23 protein-coding genes and 1 riboswitch are annotated in these 20647 nt (G+C 67.4%); of the genes, 17 read left to right on the top strand and 6 right to left on the bottom strand.

The features are described 5' to 3' along the window. Window positions 1-150 precede the first annotated feature (150 nt). The gene (locus ABY44_RS06100) at window positions 151-1011 is read right to left on the bottom strand and encodes an XAC2610-related protein (protein WP_060171643.1); all 861 of its coding nucleotides are present in this window, start codon (window positions 1009-1011) and stop codon (window positions 151-153) included. A 32-nt stretch (window positions 1012-1043) separates the two neighbouring features. Between ABY44_RS06100 and ABY44_RS06095 the strand changes: the two genes are divergently transcribed. Next, complete coding sequence (locus tag ABY44_RS06095; RefSeq protein WP_230948794.1) at window positions 1044-1778, top strand: YbhB/YbcL family Raf kinase inhibitor-like protein; 735 nt, start codon at window positions 1044-1046, stop codon at window positions 1776-1778. Here the strand turns inward: ABY44_RS06095 and ABY44_RS06090 are convergent. Both ABY44_RS06090 and ABY44_RS06085 read right to left on the bottom strand, forming a co-directional pair. After that, a complete protein-coding gene (locus ABY44_RS06090; protein WP_060171641.1) occupies window positions 1775-2143 on the bottom strand; it encodes a hypothetical protein in 369 nt (122 codons plus the stop codon). The two genes, ABY44_RS06095 and ABY44_RS06090, sit on opposite strands and share 4 nt — an antisense overlap. A gap of 30 nt (window positions 2144-2173) precedes the next feature. Beyond that, on the bottom strand, window positions 2174-2566 hold the full coding sequence (locus ABY44_RS06085) for a winged helix-turn-helix transcriptional regulator (RefSeq protein WP_060085734.1): 393 nt from the start codon (window positions 2564-2566) through the stop codon (window positions 2174-2176). A gap of 136 nt (window positions 2567-2702) precedes the next feature. Between ABY44_RS06085 and gstA the strand changes: the two genes are divergently transcribed. From gstA to arsH, 10 genes are all read left to right on the top strand, one after another. After that, the gene (gene gstA, locus ABY44_RS06080; protein ID WP_060171639.1) at window positions 2703-3335 is read left to right on the top strand and encodes a glutathione transferase GstA; all 633 of its coding nucleotides are present in this window, start codon (window positions 2703-2705) and stop codon (window positions 3333-3335) included. Window positions 3336-3429: 94 nt separating this feature from the next. Beyond that, window positions 3430-3813 (top strand): hypothetical protein, encoded by a 384-nt coding sequence (locus ABY44_RS06075; RefSeq protein WP_060171637.1) that lies wholly within the window; start codon window positions 3430-3432, stop codon window positions 3811-3813. A 93-nt stretch (window positions 3814-3906) separates the two neighbouring features. After that, the gene (locus ABY44_RS06070) at window positions 3907-5199 is read left to right on the top strand and encodes a TolC family protein (RefSeq protein WP_431640963.1); all 1293 of its coding nucleotides are present in this window, start codon (window positions 3907-3909) and stop codon (window positions 5197-5199) included. Between the two features lie 11 nt (window positions 5200-5210). Beyond that, window positions 5211-6752, top strand: a complete 1542-nt coding sequence (locus tag ABY44_RS06065) for an efflux RND transporter periplasmic adaptor subunit (protein ID WP_060171633.1) — start codon at window positions 5211-5213, stop codon at window positions 6750-6752. Next, window positions 6749-9955 (top strand): efflux RND transporter permease subunit, encoded by a 3207-nt coding sequence (locus ABY44_RS06060; protein ID WP_060171631.1) that lies wholly within the window; start codon window positions 6749-6751, stop codon window positions 9953-9955. Before ABY44_RS06065 ends, ABY44_RS06060 begins: the two co-directional genes overlap by 4 nt. Beyond that, window positions 9952-10320: a copper-binding protein gene (locus tag ABY44_RS06055; RefSeq protein ID WP_027789841.1), complete on the top strand. Its 369-nt coding sequence runs from the start codon at window positions 9952-9954 to the stop codon at window positions 10318-10320. The genes ABY44_RS06060 and ABY44_RS06055 overlap by 4 nt, the downstream gene beginning before the upstream one ends. A gap of 208 nt (window positions 10321-10528) precedes the next feature. Next, window positions 10529-10861, top strand: a complete 333-nt coding sequence (locus tag ABY44_RS06050; RefSeq protein WP_060171629.1) for an ArsR/SmtB family transcription factor — start codon at window positions 10529-10531, stop codon at window positions 10859-10861. Further along, window positions 10858-11928 (top strand): ACR3 family arsenite efflux transporter, encoded by a 1071-nt coding sequence (arsB, locus tag ABY44_RS06045; protein ID WP_060171741.1) that lies wholly within the window; start codon window positions 10858-10860, stop codon window positions 11926-11928. Before ABY44_RS06050 ends, arsB begins: the two co-directional genes overlap by 4 nt. Before the next feature lie 20 nt (window positions 11929-11948). Beyond that, window positions 11949-12371 carry an arsenate reductase (glutaredoxin) gene (gene arsC, locus ABY44_RS06040; protein ID WP_060171627.1) on the top strand — a complete coding sequence of 141 codons (423 nt, stop codon included), beginning with the start codon at window positions 11949-11951 and terminating at the stop codon, window positions 12369-12371. After that, complete coding sequence (gene arsH / locus ABY44_RS06035; RefSeq protein WP_081072722.1) at window positions 12349-13086, top strand: arsenical resistance protein ArsH; 738 nt, start codon at window positions 12349-12351, stop codon at window positions 13084-13086. The genes arsC and arsH overlap by 23 nt, the downstream gene beginning before the upstream one ends. Before the next feature lie 73 nt (window positions 13087-13159). Here the strand turns inward: arsH and ABY44_RS06030 are convergent, their stop codons facing one another. Next, a complete protein-coding gene (locus ABY44_RS06030) occupies window positions 13160-14170 on the bottom strand; it encodes a sodium:calcium antiporter (protein WP_060171624.1) in 1011 nt (336 codons plus the stop codon). Between the two features lie 80 nt (window positions 14171-14250). Next, a riboswitch (yybP-ykoY riboswitch) is annotated at window positions 14251-14425 on the bottom strand. 120 nt (window positions 14426-14545) lie between these two features. Between ABY44_RS06030 and ABY44_RS06025 the strand changes: the two genes are divergently transcribed. The 3 genes from ABY44_RS06025 to ABY44_RS06015 are packed head-to-tail and all read left to right on the top strand — an operon-like array spanning window position 14546 to window position 16011. Further along, complete coding sequence (locus tag ABY44_RS06025) at window positions 14546-14821, top strand: metal/formaldehyde-sensitive transcriptional repressor (protein WP_021159994.1); 276 nt, start codon at window positions 14546-14548, stop codon at window positions 14819-14821. A gap of 12 nt (window positions 14822-14833) precedes the next feature. Continuing rightward, window positions 14834-15823 (top strand): CDF family Co(II)/Ni(II) efflux transporter DmeF, encoded by a 990-nt coding sequence (gene dmeF, locus ABY44_RS06020; RefSeq protein WP_060171622.1) that lies wholly within the window; start codon window positions 14834-14836, stop codon window positions 15821-15823. Between the two features lie 2 nt (window positions 15824-15825). Continuing rightward, the gene (locus tag ABY44_RS06015; protein ID WP_021159996.1) at window positions 15826-16011 is read left to right on the top strand and encodes a DUF1289 domain-containing protein; all 186 of its coding nucleotides are present in this window, start codon (window positions 15826-15828) and stop codon (window positions 16009-16011) included. A gap of 70 nt (window positions 16012-16081) precedes the next feature. Here the strand turns inward: ABY44_RS06015 and ABY44_RS06010 are convergent, their stop codons facing one another. Both ABY44_RS06010 and ABY44_RS06005 read right to left on the bottom strand, forming a co-directional pair. Next, a complete protein-coding gene (locus ABY44_RS06010; RefSeq protein ID WP_060171620.1) occupies window positions 16082-17494 on the bottom strand; it encodes a heavy metal sensor histidine kinase in 1413 nt (470 codons plus the stop codon). Further along, the gene (locus ABY44_RS06005) at window positions 17491-18162 is read right to left on the bottom strand and encodes a heavy metal response regulator transcription factor (RefSeq protein WP_027789830.1); all 672 of its coding nucleotides are present in this window, start codon (window positions 18160-18162) and stop codon (window positions 17491-17493) included. Before ABY44_RS06005 ends, ABY44_RS06010 begins: the two co-directional genes overlap by 4 nt. A gap of 266 nt (window positions 18163-18428) precedes the next feature. On the opposite strand from ABY44_RS06005, the gene ABY44_RS06000 reads away from it, so the two are divergent. The 3 genes from ABY44_RS06000 to ABY44_RS05990 all read left to right on the top strand — a co-directional run bounded on the left by ABY44_RS06000 (window position 18429) and on the right by ABY44_RS05990 (window position 20647). Next, window positions 18429-18785, top strand: coding sequence for a hypothetical protein (locus ABY44_RS06000; RefSeq protein ID WP_059709946.1), 357 nt, complete (start codon window positions 18429-18431; stop codon window positions 18783-18785). Window positions 18786-18875: 90 nt separating this feature from the next. Further along, on the top strand, window positions 18876-19154 hold the full coding sequence (locus ABY44_RS05995; RefSeq protein ID WP_060171618.1) for a hypothetical protein: 279 nt from the start codon (window positions 18876-18878) through the stop codon (window positions 19152-19154). Next, complete coding sequence (locus ABY44_RS05990; RefSeq protein WP_060171615.1) at window positions 19151-20647, top strand: TolC family protein; 1497 nt, start codon at window positions 19151-19153, stop codon at window positions 20645-20647. The genes ABY44_RS05995 and ABY44_RS05990 overlap by 4 nt, the downstream gene beginning before the upstream one ends.

Raw genomic sequence — 20647 nt, 5'->3', positions numbered from 1 at the left:
CCCGCGAGCGGGGCGACCGAATCGAATGGCGTTGGGGCGAACGTTAGAGCCGCGGCGGGAAGCGCGTCAACATTTGGGCAGGTATCCATATTAATGGGATGTTCTGCGTTCAATATGTGGGAAGGCGTGTCGAATAGGCCGCCGCTTGCATCAGTTGCCCATCGCCTCCTTCGCACTGACACAGCCCTGCACCGCCCCCGCATGCGGGTTGCGATATCGCACCTTCAGCCACTGGAAATCGGCGCTCGCGTCGATCACCTCCACCGTGTCGCCCGCGACGACATAGCGGCGCGTGGGCGCATCGGTCATCGCATCGTGCAGCGGCAGGCGCGCCGGGCGCACCTTGAACGCGACGGTGCCGCCGCCATAGGCGTCGGGGCGGCGCGCGACGCGCTTGCCTTGCGCGTCGTAGGTCAACAGCATCGACGACGGGCCGTTGTCGGTGTCGAGCAGGTCGCGCAGCTCGTCCGGTATCGCTTCGCTCGACTGGTACAGGTACATCCTTCCGCTGCCGTCGAAGCGATACGCATCGGTGTACCAGATCGGGCCGCCGCGGCACGAGCTGTACAGCGTGCGCTCCTTCGGCTTCGCCTGGACGTTGACCAGCCCGTCGCAATTGCCGTGCGGCATGTCGCTCGCCGGCATCCGCAACGGCTCGAACTGCTGGCGCGCGGTGTCGTACAGGTAGATGCCGTAGCCATCGTTCACCATGCCGAGCGTCGCGTGCATTGCGAGATCGCGGTGGCCATCGAAGTTGTAGTCGTCCGACGCGAGGTGATAGCGGCCTTCCTCATCGGCGGCGGTCACGTCGAGCGTCTGCGTCTTGCCGCTCGGCAGGAAGCGCACGGTAATGTGCTCGTTGTCCGCCCGTTCGACGCGGGCCGTGACGGTGTCGTCGACCTTGAATGTGAGCAGCGGTTTGGCCGCTTGCGCGGCGGGCGCGATCGATGCGCAGGCGACGAACAGCATGGAGCCGTGGAGCAGCGAGCGCAGTCGTGAAGGGCGCGTCATGGTCAGATCAGGCATGAAGGGCGTGAATGAGGATGGAAGCGGTCGGCCCGGACTTCCGTTTGCCGCCAATGTACCGGCATCCGGCGCTTTCCGCGAGCGGGGCCGGCATGGCCGGACATTGCCGGGTAGTCGCGATACCGGTACCTTTGCTTGCCTTGTTCGGGGCCGGCGCGATTGCAAGAATGTCCGTTCCATTCCTGCTTGCTGGTGAGGTGACGATGACGATATTCAAGCCCGGTTTCGCCCTTTGCGTTGCGATGCTCGCTGCCGGTACGGCACGGGCGGGCGATTTCTCGATCGAAAGCGCGGAGCTTGCCGGCGGCGCGTTTGGTCGCGCGCAGGTATCGGACAGCTTCGGCTGTCACGGTCAGAACATTTCGCCCTCCATACGGTGGAGCGGTGTTCCGGAGGGCACGCAAAGCTACCTGCTGACGATGTTCGATGCCGACGCACCGACGGGCTCCGGCTTCTGGCACTGGGTCGTCGCCGACATACCGGCGTCGGCACATGGCATCGCGCCCGGTTCGGGCAATGACGTTGCCGGACTGCCGGCGGGTGCCGTCCCGATGAAGAACGACACCGGCCATGTCGGCTATCTGGGCCCATGCCCGCCGCAGGGCGACACCCATCGCTACGTCATCACGCTGACCGCGCTCAAGGTGGCGAAGCTGCCGGTCGAGCGTGACGCGACGCCTGCGGTCGTCGGCTATACCGCTCACTACCAGGCCCTCGCGAAGGCGACGATGACGGTGCGGTTGAGCCGTTAAGCGCGCGTGCTGTCGTCCTGAAACCCGCTCTTCCCCGCGAAGATTTCCTTCAGCGCGGCGCGCAGCGTGACCGGATCGTACTGGCCGGGCGCGAGATGGATCACGTAGCGCGTCTGGCCGTCGAGTCGCGCGGCGATGCCGGGTTCGATCTCGATGTCGATCGTGTCGTCCGTCAGCCTCACCGACAGATCCTTGACGCGCCAGGTGATCTGGTCGCGCACCATCACTTCGATCAGCGTGTCGTCCGGAAAGCGCGACAGCGCGAAGCAATAGTCCTGCTCGGCGTCGTGACAGTAGATGTTGGCGAAGCTTTCGTCGTCGTCGAGATCGGACGTCGCCGCGCCGACGGTGGCGTGAAGTTCCATGAACGGGTTCCTGCGTAAGGGTGGTAGGGGTTATCGGTTCGAATGAAGGACCGTTCCGATCGCTGCCGCCGCGCCGGGCGTCGCGCCGGTGTCGCACGACGCAGCGGCATCGCGCGCCTTCAGCCACAGCCCGAATTCGCGCATGACCTCGACGACGGGCCGCAGCCGGTCGCCGTCGGCGGTCAGGTCGTACTCGACCCGCACCGGCACTTCCGGATAGACGGTGCGCCGCACGAGCCCGGCGTCTTCGAGTGCGCGCAGGTCGAGCGTCAGCATGCGCTGCGAGATGCCGGGCATGTCGCGGCGCAGGTCGCTGAAGCGTCGCGGCCCGTCGAGCAGATACGACACCAGCAGCAGCCGCCAGCGGCCGCCGAGCAGGCGCATCGCTTCTTCAACGGAACATCCGGTCGCACTCGTTTTCATCGTGCTGAATCCTGGTCGGTAAATTTTTTGTGACTACGGCACAAACGACTGCCGTCTTCCCGGCGATGCGCCGATGCGAGATATTAGCGCCCGCGTCGCGGCGAATCGATACATGGACAACCCACGAAGGAAACGCATGAAGCTCTATCACGCTCCCGGAAGCTGTTCGCAGGCCATCTGCATCGTGCTGCGCGAAGGCGGCATCGACGCGGAGGTCATCAAGGTCGACGCACGCAAGCACGTCATTGAAGACGGGCGCAATTACTACGATGTGACCGAACTCGGCTACGTGCCGCTGCTCGAACTCGACGACGGCACGCTGCTGCGCGAAGGCCCTGTGATCGCGCAGTATCTCGCGGATCTGCGCCCGGACGCCGCGCTCGCGCCTGCGTACGGCACGCTCGCGCGCTACCGGCTGATGGAATGGCTCAATTTTCTCGGCACCGAGATCCACAAGGGGTTCATTCCGCTGCTGTACGCGGTGCAGGCGGGGAAATACGTCGATCCGGCGAGAACGAAGCTCGACAGCCGTTTTGCATGGATCGACCGCCAGCTCGACGGCAAGGCATTCCTGACCGGCGACACGTTCACCGTTGCCGATGCCTACCTGTTCGCGCTGACCGGCTGGGGCAAGGCCGACTGGATGCGGTCGGTGTACAACGCGGATATCGACCTGACCCGGTATGCGCATCTGCGTGCATGGTACGAGCGGGTGCGTGCGCGGCCGGCGGTGCGCGCCGTGCTGGAGGCCGACGCGTTGGCGCGGTAGCGTGCGGTGGGGGGCGATGGGTGGGGCTACGGCGCGTCGTTCCGCCGTATCGATGCGCCGCCACACAGCAAAACCCCGCGCTATAATCGCCCGCATGAAATTCCTCCGGACCGTCATCCTGCTGCTGCTCTGCGCGGTGCTGCCCATCAGCGGGCTGGCAGCCAGCGGCCTGGCCGGGGAATGCCCGATGATGCAGCAGGGCATGTCGATGGACATGGACATGGACGCCGGCATGTCCGCCGACATGCCGGGTTGCGATTCGATGCAGTCGTCGTCCACCGGCAAGGCCCACGCGAAAGCGAAGGGCCTGTCCTGCAAGCTGACGGCGCAATGCCAGTTCGGCAGTCTCTATCATCCGGCCGCTCGCGCCGAAGTCAGTCGTCCCGCTGCATTCGCCAGCATCGTTGCCTTCCACTACGCGCAAATCCTCCCGGTCCGCGATCCGAACGGGTTGTGGCGCCCTCCACGCATCAGCTGATCCCGATCCGATAGGTTCGCCGCATTCGCGGTGAGGTTCGTCCTGTGCGCAGGACGTGGAATCCCCGTGGGGTTCCGCCGTTGGGGTTAAACCATGTCATTCCATTTCGGCACGCCGCTTGCGCGGCGTGCGCGCCGGCGCGCGCCCATGCTTTGGGCGGCGCTGCTGGTTGCGGGCGCGGCTCACGCGCAGCAACCGCCTTTTACGCTGGACGCCGCGCTGCAGTCCGCCACCGATCATTCCGCGTCGATGCAGGCCGCCCAGGCTTCGGTGCGCGCCAGCGCGGAAGCGGCCGTGAAGGCCGGCCAGCTGCCCGACCCGATGCTCAAGGCCGGCATCGACAACCTGCCGGTCAATGGCGGCCAGCGCTTCACCGTCGGCCAGGACTTCATGACGATGCGCCGCATCGGCATCGAGCAGGAGTGGGTGTCCGGCGACAAGCGGCGCCTGCGCTCGGCACTGGCCAACGAGCAGGTCGGGCGCGAGCGCGCCGGCTATCTCGCACAGCTCGCGAGCGTACGCCAGCAAACCGCAACGGCGTGGCTGAACGCCGTCTACGCGAAGCAGGCGCTCGCGCTGCAGCAGGCATTGCTCGATTACATGAACCATGAACTCGACGCGACGAAGGCGTCGTATCGCGGCGCGAAGGCGAGTGCGGCCGATGTCGTCCAGGCGCGGGCCATGCTCGCGCAGACGCAGGATCAATGGCTGAAAGCGCGGCAGGTCTACCAGACCGCGCTCATCGCGTTGTCGCGCTGGACCGCCGTGCAGGCGTCGGACGTCACGGGCACGCCGCCCGCGCCGGAATCGTTCGTGTCGTCGTTGCCGCCGGACGAGCTGCGCGTATCGCAGCCGGCGCTGATCACGGCCGCCGACGATATCGCCGTCGCCGAAGCCGACACTGCCGTCGCGAACAGCGAACGCCGCCCGAACTGGACGTGGGAAGTCGCGTACCAGCAGCGCGGCGGCGCGTATTCGAACATGGTGTCCGTCGGCGTCACGATTCCGTTACCGCTCAATCGCAAGAACCGCCAGAACCGTGATGTCGCCGAGAAGGCCGAACTGGCGACGAAGGCGCGCCTGATGTACGAGGACACGCTGCGCCAGGTGCAGGCCGATATCCGCACGCAGTCCGAAACGCTCGCGAGCGGCCGCGAACGCATCGCGAACCTGAGTACGTCGCTGTTGCCCGCCGCCGACCAGCGCGTGCAGCTGGCCGATGCCGCCTACCGGGCGGGCACGGGTTCACTCGCCGACACGTTCGCCGCGCGGCGCGCGCAACTCGACGCGCAGTTGCAGGTGCTCGATCTCAGGCGCGACGTGTCGCAGACCTGGGCGCAGCTCGAATATCAGGTCGTGCCGTCGACGATGGCCGCCGCGCAGTGAAGGAGAACCTCATGAAAAAGCCATCCCTGGCGCGCGCGGTGCTGTTGGCGTTTGCCGCCGCGGCGCTGCTCGGTGCCGGTTACGTCGCAGGCATGCGCCATGCGGCGGGCGGCGCATCGGCCGCATCGTCCGTAGTGCCCGGCGCCGCACCTGCCGGCAAGACCGACCCGAACACGGGCCGCAAGGTGCTGTACTGGCACGACCCGATGGTGCCGAACCAGCACTTCGACAAGCCGGGCAAGTCGCCATTCATGGACATGCAGTTGCAGCCCGTCTATGCGGACGAGGGCGGCGGCGCGTCCGGTATCCGGATCGATCCGGGCCTGCAGCAGAATCTCGGCATCCGTTATGCGACCGTGCGCCGTCAGCAGACGGCGGCCGGATTCGACGCGGTGGGCACCACGCAGTTCGACGAATCGCGCGCGGAGGTCGTCCAGTCGCGCGTCACCGGCTACATCGATCGCCTCTATGCGCGTGCACCGATGCAGCGCATCGCGAAGGGCGCGCCGGTGGCGTCGCTGTTCGTGCCTGACTGGCTCGCGCCGCAGGAGGAATACCTCGCACTCAGGCGCGGCGGGATGGACGGCAGCCTGCTCGATGCATCGCGCGCGCGGATGCGGGCGCTGTCGATTCCCGACGGGATGATCGCGAGCCTCGATCGCACCGGCCGCGCGCAGACGCACGTCGTGCTGAGCGCGCCGGAAACCGGCGTCGTCAGCGAGCTGAACGTGCGGGACGGCGCGATGGTCGCGCCCGGACAGACGCTGGCGAAGATTGCGGGGCTGTCGACGCTGTGGCTCATCGTCGAGGTGCCGGAAGCGCTCGCGCTGAACGTGCAGCCGGGGATGCCGGTCGATGCGACGTTCGCGGGCGACCCGGCACAGCGTTTCACCGGGCGCATCCGCGAAGTGCTGCCCGGCATCAGCACGAGCAGCCGCACGCTGCAGGCACGCGTGGAGATCGACAACGCCGCGCTGAAGCTCACGCCCGGCATGCTGATGCGCGTGCGGGTCGCCGGGAAGGCGAGCGTGTCGCGCCTGCTCGTGCCGTCCGAAGCGGTGATCGCGACCGGCAAGCGCACGATCGTCATCGTGAAGAACGGCGACGGCCGGCTCCAGCCGGTGCAGGTGACGACCGGCAACGACATCGGCGGCGACACGGAAGTGCTCGACGGGTTGAACGAAGGCGATACGGTCGTTGCATCGGGGCAGTTCCTGATCGATTCGGAGGCGAGCCTGAAGAGCGTGCTGCCGAGGCTGCGGAGCGACCCCGGCGCAAGCGGGGCGGCGGTGACTGCCGAGCCGGCGCCGAAAGCAGCGGCCCCGATCTACGAAACCACCGGCAAGGTCGAACAGGTCACGGCAGACGACATCACGTTCTCGCATCAGCCCGTGCCGGCGCTCGGCTGGGGCGCGATGACGATGACGTTCGGCAAGCCGTCGGCCGCCGCGTTCCCTGGCGTGAAGCCGGGCCAGACGGTGCGTTTCGCGTTCACGCAGACCGACGACGGTTATCGCCTGACGAAGGTCGAGCCGCAGGGAGGCGAACGATGATCGCGCGCATCATTCGCTGGTCGGTCCACAACCGCTTCCTCGTGCTGCTGGCCACCGTGCTGATCGCCGCGTGGGGCGTCCACTCCGTCGGGCAGACGCCGCTCGACGCGTTGCCCGATCTGTCGGACACGCAGGTGATCGTGAAGGCGTCGTATCCGGGCAAGGCGCCGCAGATCGTCGAGGACCAGGTGACCTATCCGTTGACGACCACGCTGCTGGGCGTGCCCGGTGCGAAAACCGTCCGCGCGTACTCGTCGTTCGGCGACGCGTTCGTCTACGTGCTGTTCGACGACCGCACCGATCCGTACTGGGCGCGCTCGCGCGTGCTCGAATACCTGAGCCAGGTGCAGAGCCGGCTGCCGGCCGGCGCGACCGTGTCGCTCGGGCCGGATGCGACCGGCGTCGGCTGGGTGTACGAGTACGCGCTCGTCGATCGCACCGGCCGTCACGATCCCGGGCAACTGCGCGCGCTCAACGACTGGTTCCTGAAGTTCGAGCTGAAGGCCGTGCCGGACGTCTCGGAAGTCGCGAGCATCGGCGGCATGGTGCAGCAGTACCAGGTCGTGCTCGATCCGGACAGGCTGCGCGCGTACGGCATCACGCAGGCGGAAATCGCGACTGCGCTCGGCAACGCGAACCAGGCGTCCGGCGGCTCGGTCGTCGAGCTGGCCGAGTCGGAGTACATGGTGCGCTCGACCGGCTACCTGCGCACGCTCGACGATTTCCGGCACGTGGTGCTGCGCACGAACGACGCCGGCACGCCGGTGCTGCTCGGCGACGTCGCGCGCATCCAGGTCGGCCCCGCGATGCGGCGCGGGATCGCGGAGCTGAACGGGCAGGGCGAGGTGACGGGCGGGGTCGTCGTGATGCGCTCGGGCAAGAACGCGCTCACGACGATCGACGCGGTGAAGGCGAAGCTGGCCGACCTGAAGCGTTCGCTGCCGCCGGGCGTCGAGATCGTCACGACCTACGACCGCTCGCAACTGATCGAGCGCGCGGTGGGCAACCTGAAGGACAAGCTGATCGAGGAATTCGTCATCGTCGGCATCGTCTGCGCGGTGTTCCTGTTCCATCTGCGCAGCGCGTTCGTCGCGATCCTGTCGCTGCCGCTCGGCGTGCTGGCCGCGTTCATCATGATGCGCTACCAGGGCGTCAACGCGAACCTGATGTCGCTCGGCGGGATCGCGATCGCGATCGGCGCGATGATCGACGCGGCGATCGTGATGATCGAGAACGCGCACAAGCATCTCGAGGCGTACGACCACGCGCATCCCGGCGAACCGGTCACGGCCGCGCGACGATGGGAACTCGTCGCGACGTCGGCCGCGGAGGTCGGGCCCGCGCTGTTCTTCTCGCTGCTGATCATCACGTTGTCGTTCATCCCGGTGTTTTCGCTGGAAGGGCAGGAAGGCAAGCTGTTCGCGCCGCTGGCGTTCACGAAGACCTACACGATCGCCGCCGCCGCCGGGCTGTCGGTGACGCTGGTGCCGGTGCTGATGGGTTATCTCGTGCGCGGCCGCATTCCGCACGAGCACGCGAACCCGATCAACCGCGTGCTGATCCGCGTGTACCGGCCGCTGCTCGAAGCGACGCTCCGGCGGCCGTGGGCCGCGATCGGCGTCGCGGTCGTCGCGCTCGGACTGACGGCCGTACCGTTGTCGCGGCTCGGCGGCGAATTCATGCCGCCGCTCGACGAAGGCGATCTGCTGTACATGCCGACCGCGCTGCCGGGCCTCTCCGCCGACAAGGCGAGCGAGCTGCTGCAGCAGACCGACCGGCTGATCAAGACCGTGCCCGAGGTCGACACGGTGTTCGGCAAGTCGGGCCGCGCCGATACCGCGACCGATCCCGCGCCGCTCGAGATGTTCGAAACGACGATCCGCTTCAAGCCGCGCAGCGCATGGCGGCCCGGCATGACGCCGGAGAAGCTCGTCGACGAACTCGACCGCACGGTGAAGGTGCCGGGCCTGTCGAACGTGTGGGTGCCGCCGATCCGCAACCGGCTCGACATGCTGTCCACCGGCATCAAGACGCCGGTCGGCGTGAAGATTTCCGGGCCGGACCTGGCCGGGATCGACGCGATCGCGAAGCAGGTCGAGGCCGCGGTGAAGCGCGTGCCGGGCGTGACGTCCGCGCTTGCGGAACGGCTGAACGGCGGCCGCTATATCGACGTCGATATCGACCGGCTTGCCGCCGCGCGCTACGGATTGTCGGTGGCCGACATCCAGTCGGTCGTGTCTTCGGCGGTCGGCGGCGACGACGTCGGCGAAGTGATCGCGGGGCGCGAGCGCTTTCCGATCAACCTCCGCTACCCGCGCGAGATCCGCGATTCGGTCGAGAACCTGCGACAACTGCCGGTCGTTACCGCGCGCGGCGCGCAGATCCGCCTCGGCGACGTCGCGCGCATCGCGATCGCCGACGGGCCGCCGATGATCCGCAGCGAGAACGCGCGACTCTCCGGCTACGTGTACGTCGACATTCGCGGCACCGATCTGCAGAGCGCCGTGCGCGCGATGCAGCAGGCCGTCGCGCAACAGGTCGCGTTGCCGCCCGGCTATTCGATCGCGTGGTCGGGGCAGTTCGAGTATCTCGAACGCGCGGCGGCCAGGCTGCGCACCGTCGTGCCGGTCACGCTCGTGGTGATCTTCGTGCTGCTGTTTCTCACGTTCGGCTCGGCGGCCGATGCGCTGCTGCTGATGTCGACGGTGCCGTTCGCGCTGGTCGGCGGCTTCTGGCTCGTGTGGGCGCTCGGCCATGCGGTGTCCGTCGCGACGTCGGTGGGTTTCATCGCGCTCGCGGGCGTGGCCGCCGAATTCGGCGTCGTGATGCTGCTGTACCTGAAGGGCGCGCTGCAGCGCCGGCTCGATGCAGGCGAACCGCTGACCGACGCGCTGCTGCTCGACGCGATCCGCGAAGGCGCGGTGCTGCGCGTGCGGCCGAAGGCGATGACGGTCGCCGTCGTGCTCGCCGGCCTCGTGCCGATCATGGTCGGGCACGGCGCCGGCTCCGAAGTGATGCAGCGCATTGCCGCGCCGATGGTCGGCGGCATGGTCACGGCGCCGCTGCTGTCGATGTTCGTCATTCCCGCCGCCTGGCTCCTGCTTCAGCGCCGTCATGCGCGAAGCACGGGCCGCGTGCGGCATTCCGATGCAGTACCTCACGGCACGAACGTGCCATCCATCCCAACCGGAGAATCACGATGAAGAAGTGGATCACTGTCACCACCACCGCAGCCGTTCTCGCGACCGGCGCTTTCACCGCGCCGGCCTTCGCCGCCGGCGACATGGCCGGCATGGACATGCCGGGCATGAAGATGTCGTCGGGCAGTGCGGCCGAGTCGAACGCCGCGCTGACCGATGCCGAAGTGAAGAAGGTCGATGCCGCGAGCGGCCGGATCACGCTGAAGCACGGCGCGCTCGACAACGTCGGGATGCCCCCGATGACGATGGCGTTCAAGGCGAAGGACGCGGCGATGCTCGAGCACGCGCATGCGGGCGACAAGGTCAAGGTGCGGATCGAGAAGGTCGACGGCACGCTGACGATCGTCAAGCTCGTGAAGGCGTCCTGACCTGACGGCACGCCGGTGCCTCGCCGATCCGTGAACCGGGGCGGCGGCCGCACCGGCGCCGCGCATGTCGGGCCGGATGCGGCTCGCGCGGCGGCGTTCGGCGATGCGCGGCGTTGGGGGCAGCCCGGCTATGCCGTTCGACGGGGGCTCGGCACCTTCATTTCAACAATTCTTGAAATATGGAAATGAAGACGCTATCCTTCGCGCCATGGACTCCAATCTCGTCGTGCGCGCCCTGGGCGCGCTTGCTCATGAAGCGCGCCTGGCCATCTTTCGCGCGCTGGTCGTCGCCGGGCCGCAAGGGCTGCCAGCCGGTGCGATCGCCCAGCAGATCGGGCTGTCGCCATCGAGCCTGTCGTTTCATCTGAAGGATTTGTCGCATGCGGAGCTGGTCACCGCGCGTCAGGACGGCCGGTTCATCTATTACGCGGCGAACTTCGAATCGATGAGCGGCCTCATCGGGTTCCTGACCGAAAACTGCTGCGCCGGCGCTGCGTGCGGCGTGCCGACGGCGCCGGCCTGCTGCGGGGATCGCACATGAGCGGCTCGAACGCGGCCCCGTCGCAAGCCGCGGCGGCCAGGCCCGCCATCGGATCATTCGAGCGCTATCTGACCGTCTGGGTGGCGCTGTGCATCGTGCTCGGCATCGCGCTGGGGCTGGCACTGCCGGGGCTCTTTCAGCGCATCGGCCGCCTGGAATACGCTCAGGTCAACCTGCCCGTCGGGTTGTTGATCTGGGTGATGATCGTGCCGATGCTCGTCAAGGTCGACTTCGGCGCGTTGCATGAGGTTCGCCAGCACGTGCGGGGGATCGGCGTCACGCTCGTCGTGAACTGGCTCGTCAAGCCGTTTTCGATGGCCTTGCTCGGCTGGCTGTTCATCCGGCAGTTGTTCGCGCCGATGCTGCCGGCCGACCAGATCGACAGTTATATCGCCGGCCTGATCCTGCTGGCCGCCGCGCCGTGCACGGCGATGGTGTTCGTGTGGAGCCGGCTGACCGGCGGCGATCCGTTGTTCACGCTGTCGCAGGTCGCGCTGAACGACAGCATCATGGTGATCGCTTTCGCGCCGCTCGTCGGCCTGCTGCTGGGGATGTCCGCCATCACGGTGCCATGGGCGACGCTGCTCACGTCGGTCGTGCTCTATATCGTCATCCCGGTGATCCTCGCGCAAGCGTGGCGCAGGCTGTTGCTCGCCAGGGGGCAGGCGGCGTTCGACCGCGCGATGGCGAAGATCGGCCCCTGGTCCATCGCCGCGCTGCTGGCCACGCTGGTGCTGCTGTTCGCGTTCCAGGGCGAGGCGATCCTGAAGCAGCCGCTGGTGATCGCGCTGCTCGCGGTGCCGATCCTGATCCAGGTGTTCTTCAACGCGGCGCTCGCCTATGGGCTCAATCGCGTCGTCGGCGAGAAACACAGCATCGCGTGCCCGTCGGCGCTGATCGGCGCGTCCAACTTTTTCGAGCTGGCCGTGGCGGCTGCCATCAGCCTGTTCGGCTTCCACTCGGGCGCGGCGCTCGCGACCGTCGTCGGCGTGCTCATCGAGGTGCCGGTCATGCTGCTCGTCGTGCGCGTCGTCAACCGTTCGAAGGGCTGGTACGAGCGCACGTGAAACCATTCAGGATTCCGGAAATGACCGACATCACGATCTATCACAACCCCGATTGCGGCACGTCGCGCAATACGCTGGCGATGATACGCAACAGCGGCGTCGAACCGCGCGTCGTGCTGTACCTCGACACGCCGCCCGGGCAAGCGGAGTTGCGCGCGCTGATCGCGGCGATGGGCATCCCCGTTCGCGACGTGCTGCGTCGCAAGGGCACACCGTATGACGCGCTCGATCTCGACAACCCGAAATGGAGCGACGACGATCTGATCGGCTTCATGGTCGCGCATCCGCTCCTGATCAATCGCCCGATCGTCGTCACCCCGCTCGGCACGCGGCTGTGTCGCCCGTCCGAACGGGTGCTCGATATCCTGCCCGATCCGCAGAACGGGCCATTTGCGAAGGAAGACGGCGAAATCGTGATCGATGCGGAGGGCAAGCGTGTCTGACCGCCTGAACGATCTGCCGCAACTCGACGCCGCGCTGTTTCGCGTGCCGGATGCGAGCCAACTGCAACCCGCGCGCCCGTCGACGCATCCGCCACGCATCGCGCTGCTCTACGGTTCGTTGCGCGCGCGTTCGTTCAGCCGGCTGCTGGTCGAGGAGGCGGCGCGGCTGCTGACGGCCATGGGCGCCGATGTCCGGATCTTCAATCCGTCCGGCTTGCCGTTGCCCGACGATGCACCCGAGCATCACCCGAAGGTGGCGGAGTTGCGCGAGCTCGTGCAATGGTCGGAGGGCATGGTGTGGTGTTCCCCCGAGCGGCACGGCGCGATGACCGGCGTGATGAAAGCGCAGATCGACTGGATTCCGCTGTCGGTCGGCGCGGTACGGCCGACGCAGGGCAAGACGCTGGCGGTCATGCAGGTCAGCGGCGGATCGCAATCGTTCAACGCGGTCAACCAGATGCGGGTGCTCGGGCGCTGGATGCGCATGCTGACCATTCCGAACCAGTCGTCCGTCGCGAAGGCGTTCATGGAGTTCGGCGACGACGACAGGATGAAGCCGTCCGCGTATTTCGACCGGGTCGTCGACGTCATGGAGGAACTGGTCAAGTTCACGCTGCTCACGCGGGACGTCGGCGCGTACCTGACGGACCGGTACAGCGAGCGCAAGGAAAGCGCCGAACAGCTGTCGCAGCGTGTGAACCAGACGCGCATCTGAACCGCTCGCGGGCACGCGGCGCGGCGGTGCATCGTTCGCACCGGGGCAGCGTGCCCGTACCGGGTGAGCCGGGTCACCGGGCCAGTGTCAGGAACAGATAGGCTGCGTAGCCCGCGCCGTTCGCCAGCAACGCCCAGATCACGAGCCCGCGCGTGCGCGCGTTGACGCGCAGCCATGCGGCCGCCGCGAGCGTGACGATCACGCCGGTCAGCACTTCGAGGCGCGGCTCCCACGGCGTCAGCATGATGCCGATCGCCGGCAGCAGCGTGCCCTGGAACACCATCGCGCCGGTGATGTTGCCGAACGCGAGCGTGTCCTTCCCGCGGCGGATCCACAGCACGCTGTTGACCTTCTCGGGCAACTCCGTCGCGATTGGCACGATGATCAGCGACAGCAGCAGGGCCGATACGCCGAGCACGTGCGACACGCCTTCCACGCCGTGAATGAAACCCTTCGCCCCGCCGACCAGCAGCGCGACGCCGATGAGCAGCTGCAGCGCGATGGTCGCAAGATTGGTCGGCACGCCCAGGCGCGACAGGAACATCTTGTGCGGCGCCTCGGTGCCATGCCCGGCATCGACGAGCTGGTTCGACGCACGGAACGTCATCACGACATACATCACGTAGATCCCGACCAGCATCGCGGCGAGCAGCGCGCGCACGGCGCTGTTGTGATGCGGGACGAACATCGCGGCGGTGGCCAGCGAGAACGCGGCGAGAAAGTAGTTCAGGTCGCGCACGAAACCCGTCCGTTCGGGCGCGATCGTGCCGCGCGGCCCGCGCGAGCGGATCACCGCGAGCGTCATCAGGAACGTGGTGAGCGTGGCGAGCATCAGCGGCGCGCCGAGAATCGCGCCGACACCGATCTCCTCGTTCACGGCCGGGTTCGCCGTGCCGCCGGCGAGCGCGAGCAGCGGCACCATCGTTTCGGGCAGCGCGGTGCCGACGGCGGCGAACAGCGAACCGGTGACGCCTTCGGAAATCTTCAGGCGTTCGCCGAGATGTTCGAGCGCATTGGTGAAGACCTCGGCGGCGACGAGGATGACGATCAGCATGACCGCCAGTTCGACGAACATGAACGTCATGCAGCACCTCCGCAGGCATGCGTGCGGACGGGGACGGCGGCGAAACGCGGGGAGAGGGCGGCGGGGAACATGGGGACTCCGTGGTCGGACGTTGACGAACCATGGCACATCCGCCGACGTCCGACCAGGAACGACGCGATGTGCCGATGGTCTCGCCAGGCCGATCAGGCTGAACGCGCCACGGCCGCAGGCCGAGTGTGTTGACGCGTTCGCTTTCCGGAGACGGAAAGCAGGCTACTCCCCAAAGACGAAGGGCAGTCTAGCCGAGCGGGTTGCTTTCGACAAGCCTTCATCTCGAAAAAATATACCCCTCTCTCCTATACGGGAACTCTTCCGGATATATACTCCCCCTCCCTATTCAGGAGCCCGTCGTCGATGAGCCATACCGTTCGTGAAAAACAGAAGCTGCTGAACCGCGTGCGCCGGATCAAGGGCCAGGTCGAGGCCATCGAGCGCGCGCTCGGGGAGGAGCGCGGCTGCAACGAGGTCCTGCAATTGATCACGAGTTGTCGCGGCGCGATGAACGGGCTGCTGGCCGTCGTGCTGGAAGACCACATTCGCGAGCATCTGGTCGATGCGCACGAACCTGACGCACACGAAGGCAGCGCGACCGAGCAGCTGATCGACGTGGTGCACAGCTATTTCAAGTAATCGAGGCAGGACATGAACGCTTTCCGGGATGACGCGTTCGGCGCGGGGCACGACCATATCTTCCTCGGTGCGGCGCACGAGCAGAACGAACGCAGGACGTGGATGGTCATCGGCCTGTGCTCGGCAATGATGGTGGCCGAGATCGTCGGCGGCACGCTGTTCGGGTCGCTCGCGCTCGTCGCCGACGGGTTGCACATGTCGACGCACGCGGGCGCGATGCTGATCGCCGCGCTGGCCTATACCTATGCGCGCAAGCATGCCGACGATCCGCGCTTCGTGTTCGGCACCGGCAAGCTGGGCGACCTGGCCGGCTTCACGAGCGCGATCGTGCTCGCGATGATCGCGATCCTGATCGGCTACGAGGCCGTTGCGCGTCTGCTGGCGCCCGTGCCCATTCATTTCGGCGAAGCGATTCCGATTGCCGTGCTGGGGCTCGCGGTGAACCTCGCCAGCGTGTGGCTGCTGAGCGGCGGCCATCACCACGGGCATGGGCACGGTCATCATCATGGGCACGACCACGACGATGATCATCATGCGCATCACGGTCACGGTTCGCACACGGCAGCCCATCGCGACCACAACATCCGGTCGGCCTACGTTCACGTGATCGCCGACGCGGCCGTGTCGGTGCTGGCCATCGTCGGCCTGCTGCTCGCACGTGCATTCGGCTGGGTCTGGATGGACCCCGTCGCGGGCATTGTCGGCGCGCTCGTGATCACGAACTGGTCGTACGGGCTGATGCGCGATACCGGCGGCATCCTGCTCGACGTCAACGTGGATCGCAAACTGGCGGCGCGCATACGTGATGCGATCGAGGCGCTGGGCGACAAGGTCAACGATCTTCACGTGTGGCGTGTCGGCCCGGGCCACATGAGTGCGATCGTGTCGGTCGAGACCGTCGAGACGGTGCGCGACGCGCGTTTCTACCACGCGCTGATCGAGGGTTTCGACGGCGTGTCGCACGTGACCGTCGAAGTGATGACGCCTGCGAAGGCGGCCTGACCGTGGCCGTGAAATCACCCTGTATCGAACTGTGCGCGTTCGACGGCCGGACGGGCTTTTGTGTCGGCTGCCTGCGCACGCGCGACGAGGCGCGTGACTGGAAGAAGCTGACCGACCATCGCCGGCACCAGATACTGAACGACCGCAATCGCCGCCAGGCGAAAATCCGGCGCGAACCGGGGGAGTGAAGGGGTGTCGTCGTGCTTCGTCTGGTGTCGCGCCGGCCGTCATGCCGACGCGACACGCGTGGGAAACGCCTTACCCCTCGAAGCCGCGCGGAAAATGCAGCGCAAACGTCGTGCGCCCGTCACGGCTTGCGACCTCGACCTTGCCGCGATGCAGCTCCATGATCGATTTCACGATCGCGAGCCCGAGGCCCGCGTTGCGCGCCGCGCCGTGCCGCGACGAATCGATGCGGTAGAAGCGCTCGAAGATCCGTTCGACCTGTTCGGGTGGAATCGCGGCGCCGCGATTGGTGACTTCGACGACCGCATACCCGCCTTGCGTGGACACCGCCAGCTCGATCGTCGACCCGGCTTGCGCGTGTTCGAGCGCGTTCGACGCGAGATTGCTGACGGCGCGCCGGAACAGCGTCGCATCGGCGGCGACGGTCGCTTCGCCTTGCACGTCGATGCTTACGCCGGCTTCATCGGCAAGCGCCTGGAAATACGACGCGAGCCGGCGCAACTCGCCGCCCGCGTCAAGTTCGCTGGTCTTCAGGTGCTGACGCGCATTGTCGGTGCGCGCGAGAAACAGCATGTTCTCGATCATCCGCTGCAGCCGTTCGCATTCCTCGATGTTCGAATCGATCAGCGCTTCGTATTCCTCGGTCGTGCGCGCGCGCGACAGCGTGACCTGCGACGAACTGATCACGTTGGCGAGCGGCGTGCGCATGTCGTGCGCGAGATCGGACGAGAACTGGGAGAGCCGCACGAACGCGCGTTCGAGGCGGTCGAGCATCCGGTTGACCGACGTCGCGAGCTCACGCAGCTCGACCGGGCCGCCACGCGCGTCGAGCCGCGCGTTCAGGTTGTGCGCCTCTATGCGTGACGTCTGCCGGCCGAGGCTCTCGACCGGGCGCAGGCCGCGCGACGCGACCGCGTAACCGAGCGCGCCGACCAGCAGCGCGCCGGCGGCCGCCGCGAGCCAGATGTCGACGCGATAGCTTTCGAGCAACGACTGGCGATCGGTCGCCGTGCGTGCAAGCGCAACCTGGATCGCATCGCCGGACGGCAGCGTGGCGCGCGCATACACGCAGCGCGACGTGCCGATGCCGGGCGGCGCGCACGTGAACGGGGTGCCCGCTGCGCTGGCCGGATGGGGCGCGGCGATCACCGACGCCAGCGTGTGGCCGGCTTCGTCGGAATGCTCGACGAGCGCGCGGTTCCGCGCGTCGTAGATACCGAGATAGACGCCCGGATGCGACAGCAGCACTTCATGAAACACGGCCGGATCGGCGCGCAGCGCGGCAGCCGAGCCGCTCGCGTGCGCAAGCTGCAGGAACTGGTTGAGCTTGCCGGAGATCTCGATGTCGTCGCGCCGCGTCAGCTCGGCGGACAACGAGCGATACAGGTACGCGCCGGTCAGCGCGAACACGAGCGCGGCGACGACGGCGAACGCCAGCGTCAGGCGACGCAGCAGCGAATACGAGGCCGGGCTGCTGCGCGTCACGAACGATCCTCGAGCACGTAGCCCATCCCGCGGATCGTGTGGATCAGCTTCTTCTCATGGGCGTTGTCGATCTTCGCGCGCAGGCGCTTGATCGCGGCATCGACGACGTTCGTGTCGCTGTCGAAATTCATGTCCCAGATCTGCGACGTGATGAAGGTGCGCGTCAGCACTTCGCCTTCGCGTTCGGCGAGCAACTGCAGCAGCGCGAATTCCTGCGCGGTCAGGTCGATGCGGGTGTCGGCGCGCCGCACGCGGCGGCGGATCAGGTCGACTTCGAGATCGGCGACATGCAGGATGTCGCGCACGTTGCGCGGTGCGCGTCGCAGCAGCGAGCGGATGCGCGCGAGAAACTCGGCATACGCGAACGGCTTGAGCAGGTAGTCGTCGGCACCCAGCTCGAGCCCGGCGACCTTGTCCTCGATCGCCTCGCGCGCCGTGAGCAGCAGCACCGGCGTCTGCTTCTGCGCGCGCAGGCGCCGGAGCACCTCGAAGCCATCCATTTCCGGCAGCATCACGTCGAGCACGACGAGATCGAAATCCTCGTGCAGCGCAAGGAACAGCCCGTCCTTGCCGGTTTCCGCGATGTCGACCGTGTAACTCGCCTCCATCAGCCCTTTCCGGAGGTACGACGCCATCTTGGGTTCGTCTTCGACTATCAGTATCCGCATGGTGAGGCAGGCTGTCCGTGATTCCAGCCGGTCAGTGTAACGCGTGAGCATAGGGCGCCGAGCGTGCGCGGAGAATGACCGCCGGATGACGGAATTGTCATGAAGCGCTTGCGGCGCGTCGCCCGCGTTTCATGAAAATCCGGTCATGTTTCGGCCATGTCGTCGTCACCGCGACGGCGATAAGCTGCGGCCGTCTTGTCCCCCGGCACGCGCTGTCACGGCGCCGCGCCGGCCCAACCGGTCGTTGCCTGCCTGATTCCGCATCCATGTCGTACTGGCGCAAATTCCTCCTCGTCGTGCTGCTGGCGCTGAGCCTGCCGATCCAGTCGTTCGCGACTGTTTCGATGCAGTGCGAACGCGTTGCCGTCGCGCCGATGGAAGCGGCGTCGCACACGATGCCGGCCGCGCAGGACGGCCATCACGACGCCGACAGCCACGCCCGGCATGCGCCGGCGTGTTCCGCGTGCGTGTCCTGCTGCGTCGGCGCCGGCATGTCGGGCGCGCCCGCCGTCCCCGCCGCGGCCGGCGTTCGCGCGGCGATCGTCTCGCCACCGCCCGCAGCCGGGGTCGTGTCGTTCCTGACCGGCGGCATCGACAGGCCGCCGCGCCGGCTTCTCGTCTAGACCCCGCCCGCGGCCCCGACCGGCCGTGCTCCGCAATCCGCTCCGGCGGCGGCATCCCGTCCGCCGGACGACTCACGACGAGACCCATTCATGCGATTGATTACTGCGGCGCTGCTTGGCGCGGCGGCCATCGTGCCGTCGCTCGCGCCTGCGCAAACCCCGCTGCCCGATCCGGCGGACGCCGCCGCGGCGGTGCCGGACGTCACCGTGACATCCGCATTCGACGGCTACCGGCCGTATCGTGACGACGAAGGCCCGGGCTGGAAACAGCTGAACCGCGACGTGACGGAACGGCCCGCGAAGGGGCGCGCGACCGGTCGCGTGGCTGGCGGCGCTCCCCGTTCGATGCACGAGGAGGCCGCGCGATGACGATGCTGTCGATCTCGCCGAGGATCGGCGCGGCCGCGGCCGTGCTGGCCTTCCTCGCAGGCTGTACGACGTTTTCGAAGGACGGCGGTTTCGACGCGGTGTCGTCCGTCGCGTCGGAGCGCATCGGCAAGGACGCGGTCGTGGTCAGGACCGACGCCGACCGTGAAGCCGTCGACACGCGCACGAAGGAACTGCTGGCCAAGCCGCTGTCGATCGACGACGCCGTGCAGGTCGCGCTGCTGAACAACCGCGGCCTGCAGGCGTCGTACGCGGAACTGGGGCTGTCGGAGGCTGATCTCGTCCAGGCTGGCCGGCTGCCGAACCCGCGTTTCGCGTTCAGCCGCACGCGCGCGGGCGACGGCGAGCTGACCCTCGGCCGCACGTTCTCGGCGAACGTGTTCGCGCTGCTGACCCTGCCGCTCGCGACGAACATCGAACGCCGCCGCTTCGAGCAGACCAAGCTCGAAACCGCCGACGCGATGCTGAAGGTGGCCGCCGACGCGCGCCGCGCGTATGTCGAGGCCGTCGCGGCCGAACAGGCCGCGAACTATGCAGGGCAGGTGCGCGATGCAGCGAGCGCGGCCGCCGAACTGGCGCAGCGCATGCGGCAGGCCGGCAACTTCAGCCGCCTCGATTACGCTCGGGAGCAGGCGTTCCACGCCGATGCGGTCGCGCAGCACGCGAAGGCGCGCCAGCAGGCCGTGGCCGCGCGCGAGAAGCTCACGCGTGCGATGGGGCTGTGGGGCGAACGCACGCAATACGCGCTGCCCGAGCGCTTGCCCGACCTGCCGAAAGCGCGGCCGGACCTGCCCGATCTCGAACGCTTCGCGATGCGCAACCGCCTCGACATCCAGGCCGCGAAGCTGCAGACGCAGGGTGTCGCGTCGTCGCTCGGCCTGAGCAAGGCCACGCGCTTCGTCAATGCGGTGGATCTCGGCTACGTGAACGACTACGAGACCGGCAAGGGGCACGAGCACGGCTTCGAGATCAGCGTCGAGATTCCGCTGTTCGACTGGGGCGGCGCGAAGGTCGCGCGGGCGGAGGCCGTCTACATGCAGTCGGCGAACCGGCTCGCGAAAACGGCCATCGATGCGCGTTCCGAAGTGCGCGAATCGTATGCGGCCTACGTGACGAGCTACGACGTCGCCACCCACTATCGCGACGAAGTCGTGCCGCTGCGCAAGACGATCTCGGACGAGCTGCTGCTGCGCTACAACGGGATGCTCGCGAGCGTGTTCGAGCTGCTGGCCGATGCGCGCGAACAGGTCGGCGCGGTGAACGGCTACATCGATGCGCTGAAGGACTACTGGCTCGCCGAAACCGATCTGCAGATGGCCGTCGGGGGGCGGCTGCCGACGCCGGGCGACGTGCCGCGTGCGACGCCATCTGCCCGGCCGGAATCCGCTTCAATCGCCGACGCTGCGCCGCAGCCGGCTTCCACCTCCGCGGCGCAATCGGCGCCCGCGACGCAAACGCATCCTGAAGGTCATTGA

This window comes from Burkholderia sp. ZZQ-2, assembly GCF_050768715.1.
In the GTDB taxonomy this organism is placed as follows: domain Bacteria; phylum Pseudomonadota; class Gammaproteobacteria; order Burkholderiales; family Burkholderiaceae; genus Burkholderia; species Burkholderia cepacia.
The sequence above is the reverse complement of the archived record's forward strand: the minus strand, read 5'-3'. Positions and strand labels throughout refer to the sequence as shown.

Excerpts from the sequence above, each read along its gene's own strand:
- ABY44_RS06030 (WP_060171624.1), bottom strand. The coding sequence starts at position 14,170 with ATGACGTTCATGTTCGTCGAACTGGCGGTCATGCTGATCGTCATCCTC.
- ABY44_RS06000 (WP_059709946.1), top strand. The coding sequence starts at position 18,429 with ATGTCGTACTGGCGCAAATTCCTCCTCGTCGTGCTGCTGGCGCTGAGC.
- ABY44_RS05995 (WP_060171618.1), top strand. The coding sequence starts at position 18,876 with ATGCGATTGATTACTGCGGCGCTGCTTGGCGCGGCGGCCATCGTGCCG.
- ABY44_RS06090 (WP_060171641.1), bottom strand. The coding sequence starts at position 2,143 with ATGGAACTTCACGCCACCGTCGGCGCGGCGACGTCCGATCTCGACGAC.
- ABY44_RS06060 (WP_060171631.1), top strand. The coding sequence starts at position 6,749 with ATGATCGCGCGCATCATTCGCTGGTCGGTCCACAACCGCTTCCTCGTG.
- gstA (WP_060171639.1), top strand. The coding sequence starts at position 2,703 with ATGAAGCTCTATCACGCTCCCGGAAGCTGTTCGCAGGCCATCTGCATC.
- arsC (WP_060171627.1), top strand. The coding sequence starts at position 11,949 with ATGACCGACATCACGATCTATCACAACCCCGATTGCGGCACGTCGCGC.
- ABY44_RS06075 (WP_060171637.1), top strand. The coding sequence starts at position 3,430 with ATGAAATTCCTCCGGACCGTCATCCTGCTGCTGCTCTGCGCGGTGCTG.
- ABY44_RS06065 (WP_060171633.1), top strand. The coding sequence starts at position 5,211 with ATGAAAAAGCCATCCCTGGCGCGCGCGGTGCTGTTGGCGTTTGCCGCC.
- ABY44_RS06005 (WP_027789830.1), bottom strand. The coding sequence starts at position 18,162 with ATGCGGATACTGATAGTCGAAGACGAACCCAAGATGGCGTCGTACCTC.
- ABY44_RS06050 (WP_060171629.1), top strand. The coding sequence starts at position 10,529 with ATGGACTCCAATCTCGTCGTGCGCGCCCTGGGCGCGCTTGCTCATGAA.
- ABY44_RS06095 (WP_230948794.1), top strand. The coding sequence starts at position 1,044 with ATGGAAGCGGTCGGCCCGGACTTCCGTTTGCCGCCAATGTACCGGCAT.
- ABY44_RS05990 (WP_060171615.1), top strand. The coding sequence starts at position 19,151 with ATGACGATGCTGTCGATCTCGCCGAGGATCGGCGCGGCCGCGGCCGTG.
- ABY44_RS06025 (WP_021159994.1), top strand. The coding sequence starts at position 14,546 with ATGAGCCATACCGTTCGTGAAAAACAGAAGCTGCTGAACCGCGTGCGC.
- ABY44_RS06055 (WP_027789841.1), top strand. The coding sequence starts at position 9,952 with ATGAAGAAGTGGATCACTGTCACCACCACCGCAGCCGTTCTCGCGACC.
- dmeF (WP_060171622.1), top strand. The coding sequence starts at position 14,834 with ATGAACGCTTTCCGGGATGACGCGTTCGGCGCGGGGCACGACCATATC.
- ABY44_RS06085 (WP_060085734.1), bottom strand. The coding sequence starts at position 2,566 with ATGAAAACGAGTGCGACCGGATGTTCCGTTGAAGAAGCGATGCGCCTG.
- arsH (WP_081072722.1), top strand. The coding sequence starts at position 12,349 with ATGCGGAGGGCAAGCGTGTCTGACCGCCTGAACGATCTGCCGCAACTC.
- ABY44_RS06070 (WP_431640963.1), top strand. The coding sequence starts at position 3,907 with ATGTCATTCCATTTCGGCACGCCGCTTGCGCGGCGTGCGCGCCGGCGC.
- arsB (WP_060171741.1), top strand. The coding sequence starts at position 10,858 with ATGAGCGGCTCGAACGCGGCCCCGTCGCAAGCCGCGGCGGCCAGGCCC.
- ABY44_RS06100 (WP_060171643.1), bottom strand. The coding sequence starts at position 1,011 with ATGACGCGCCCTTCACGACTGCGCTCGCTGCTCCACGGCTCCATGCTG.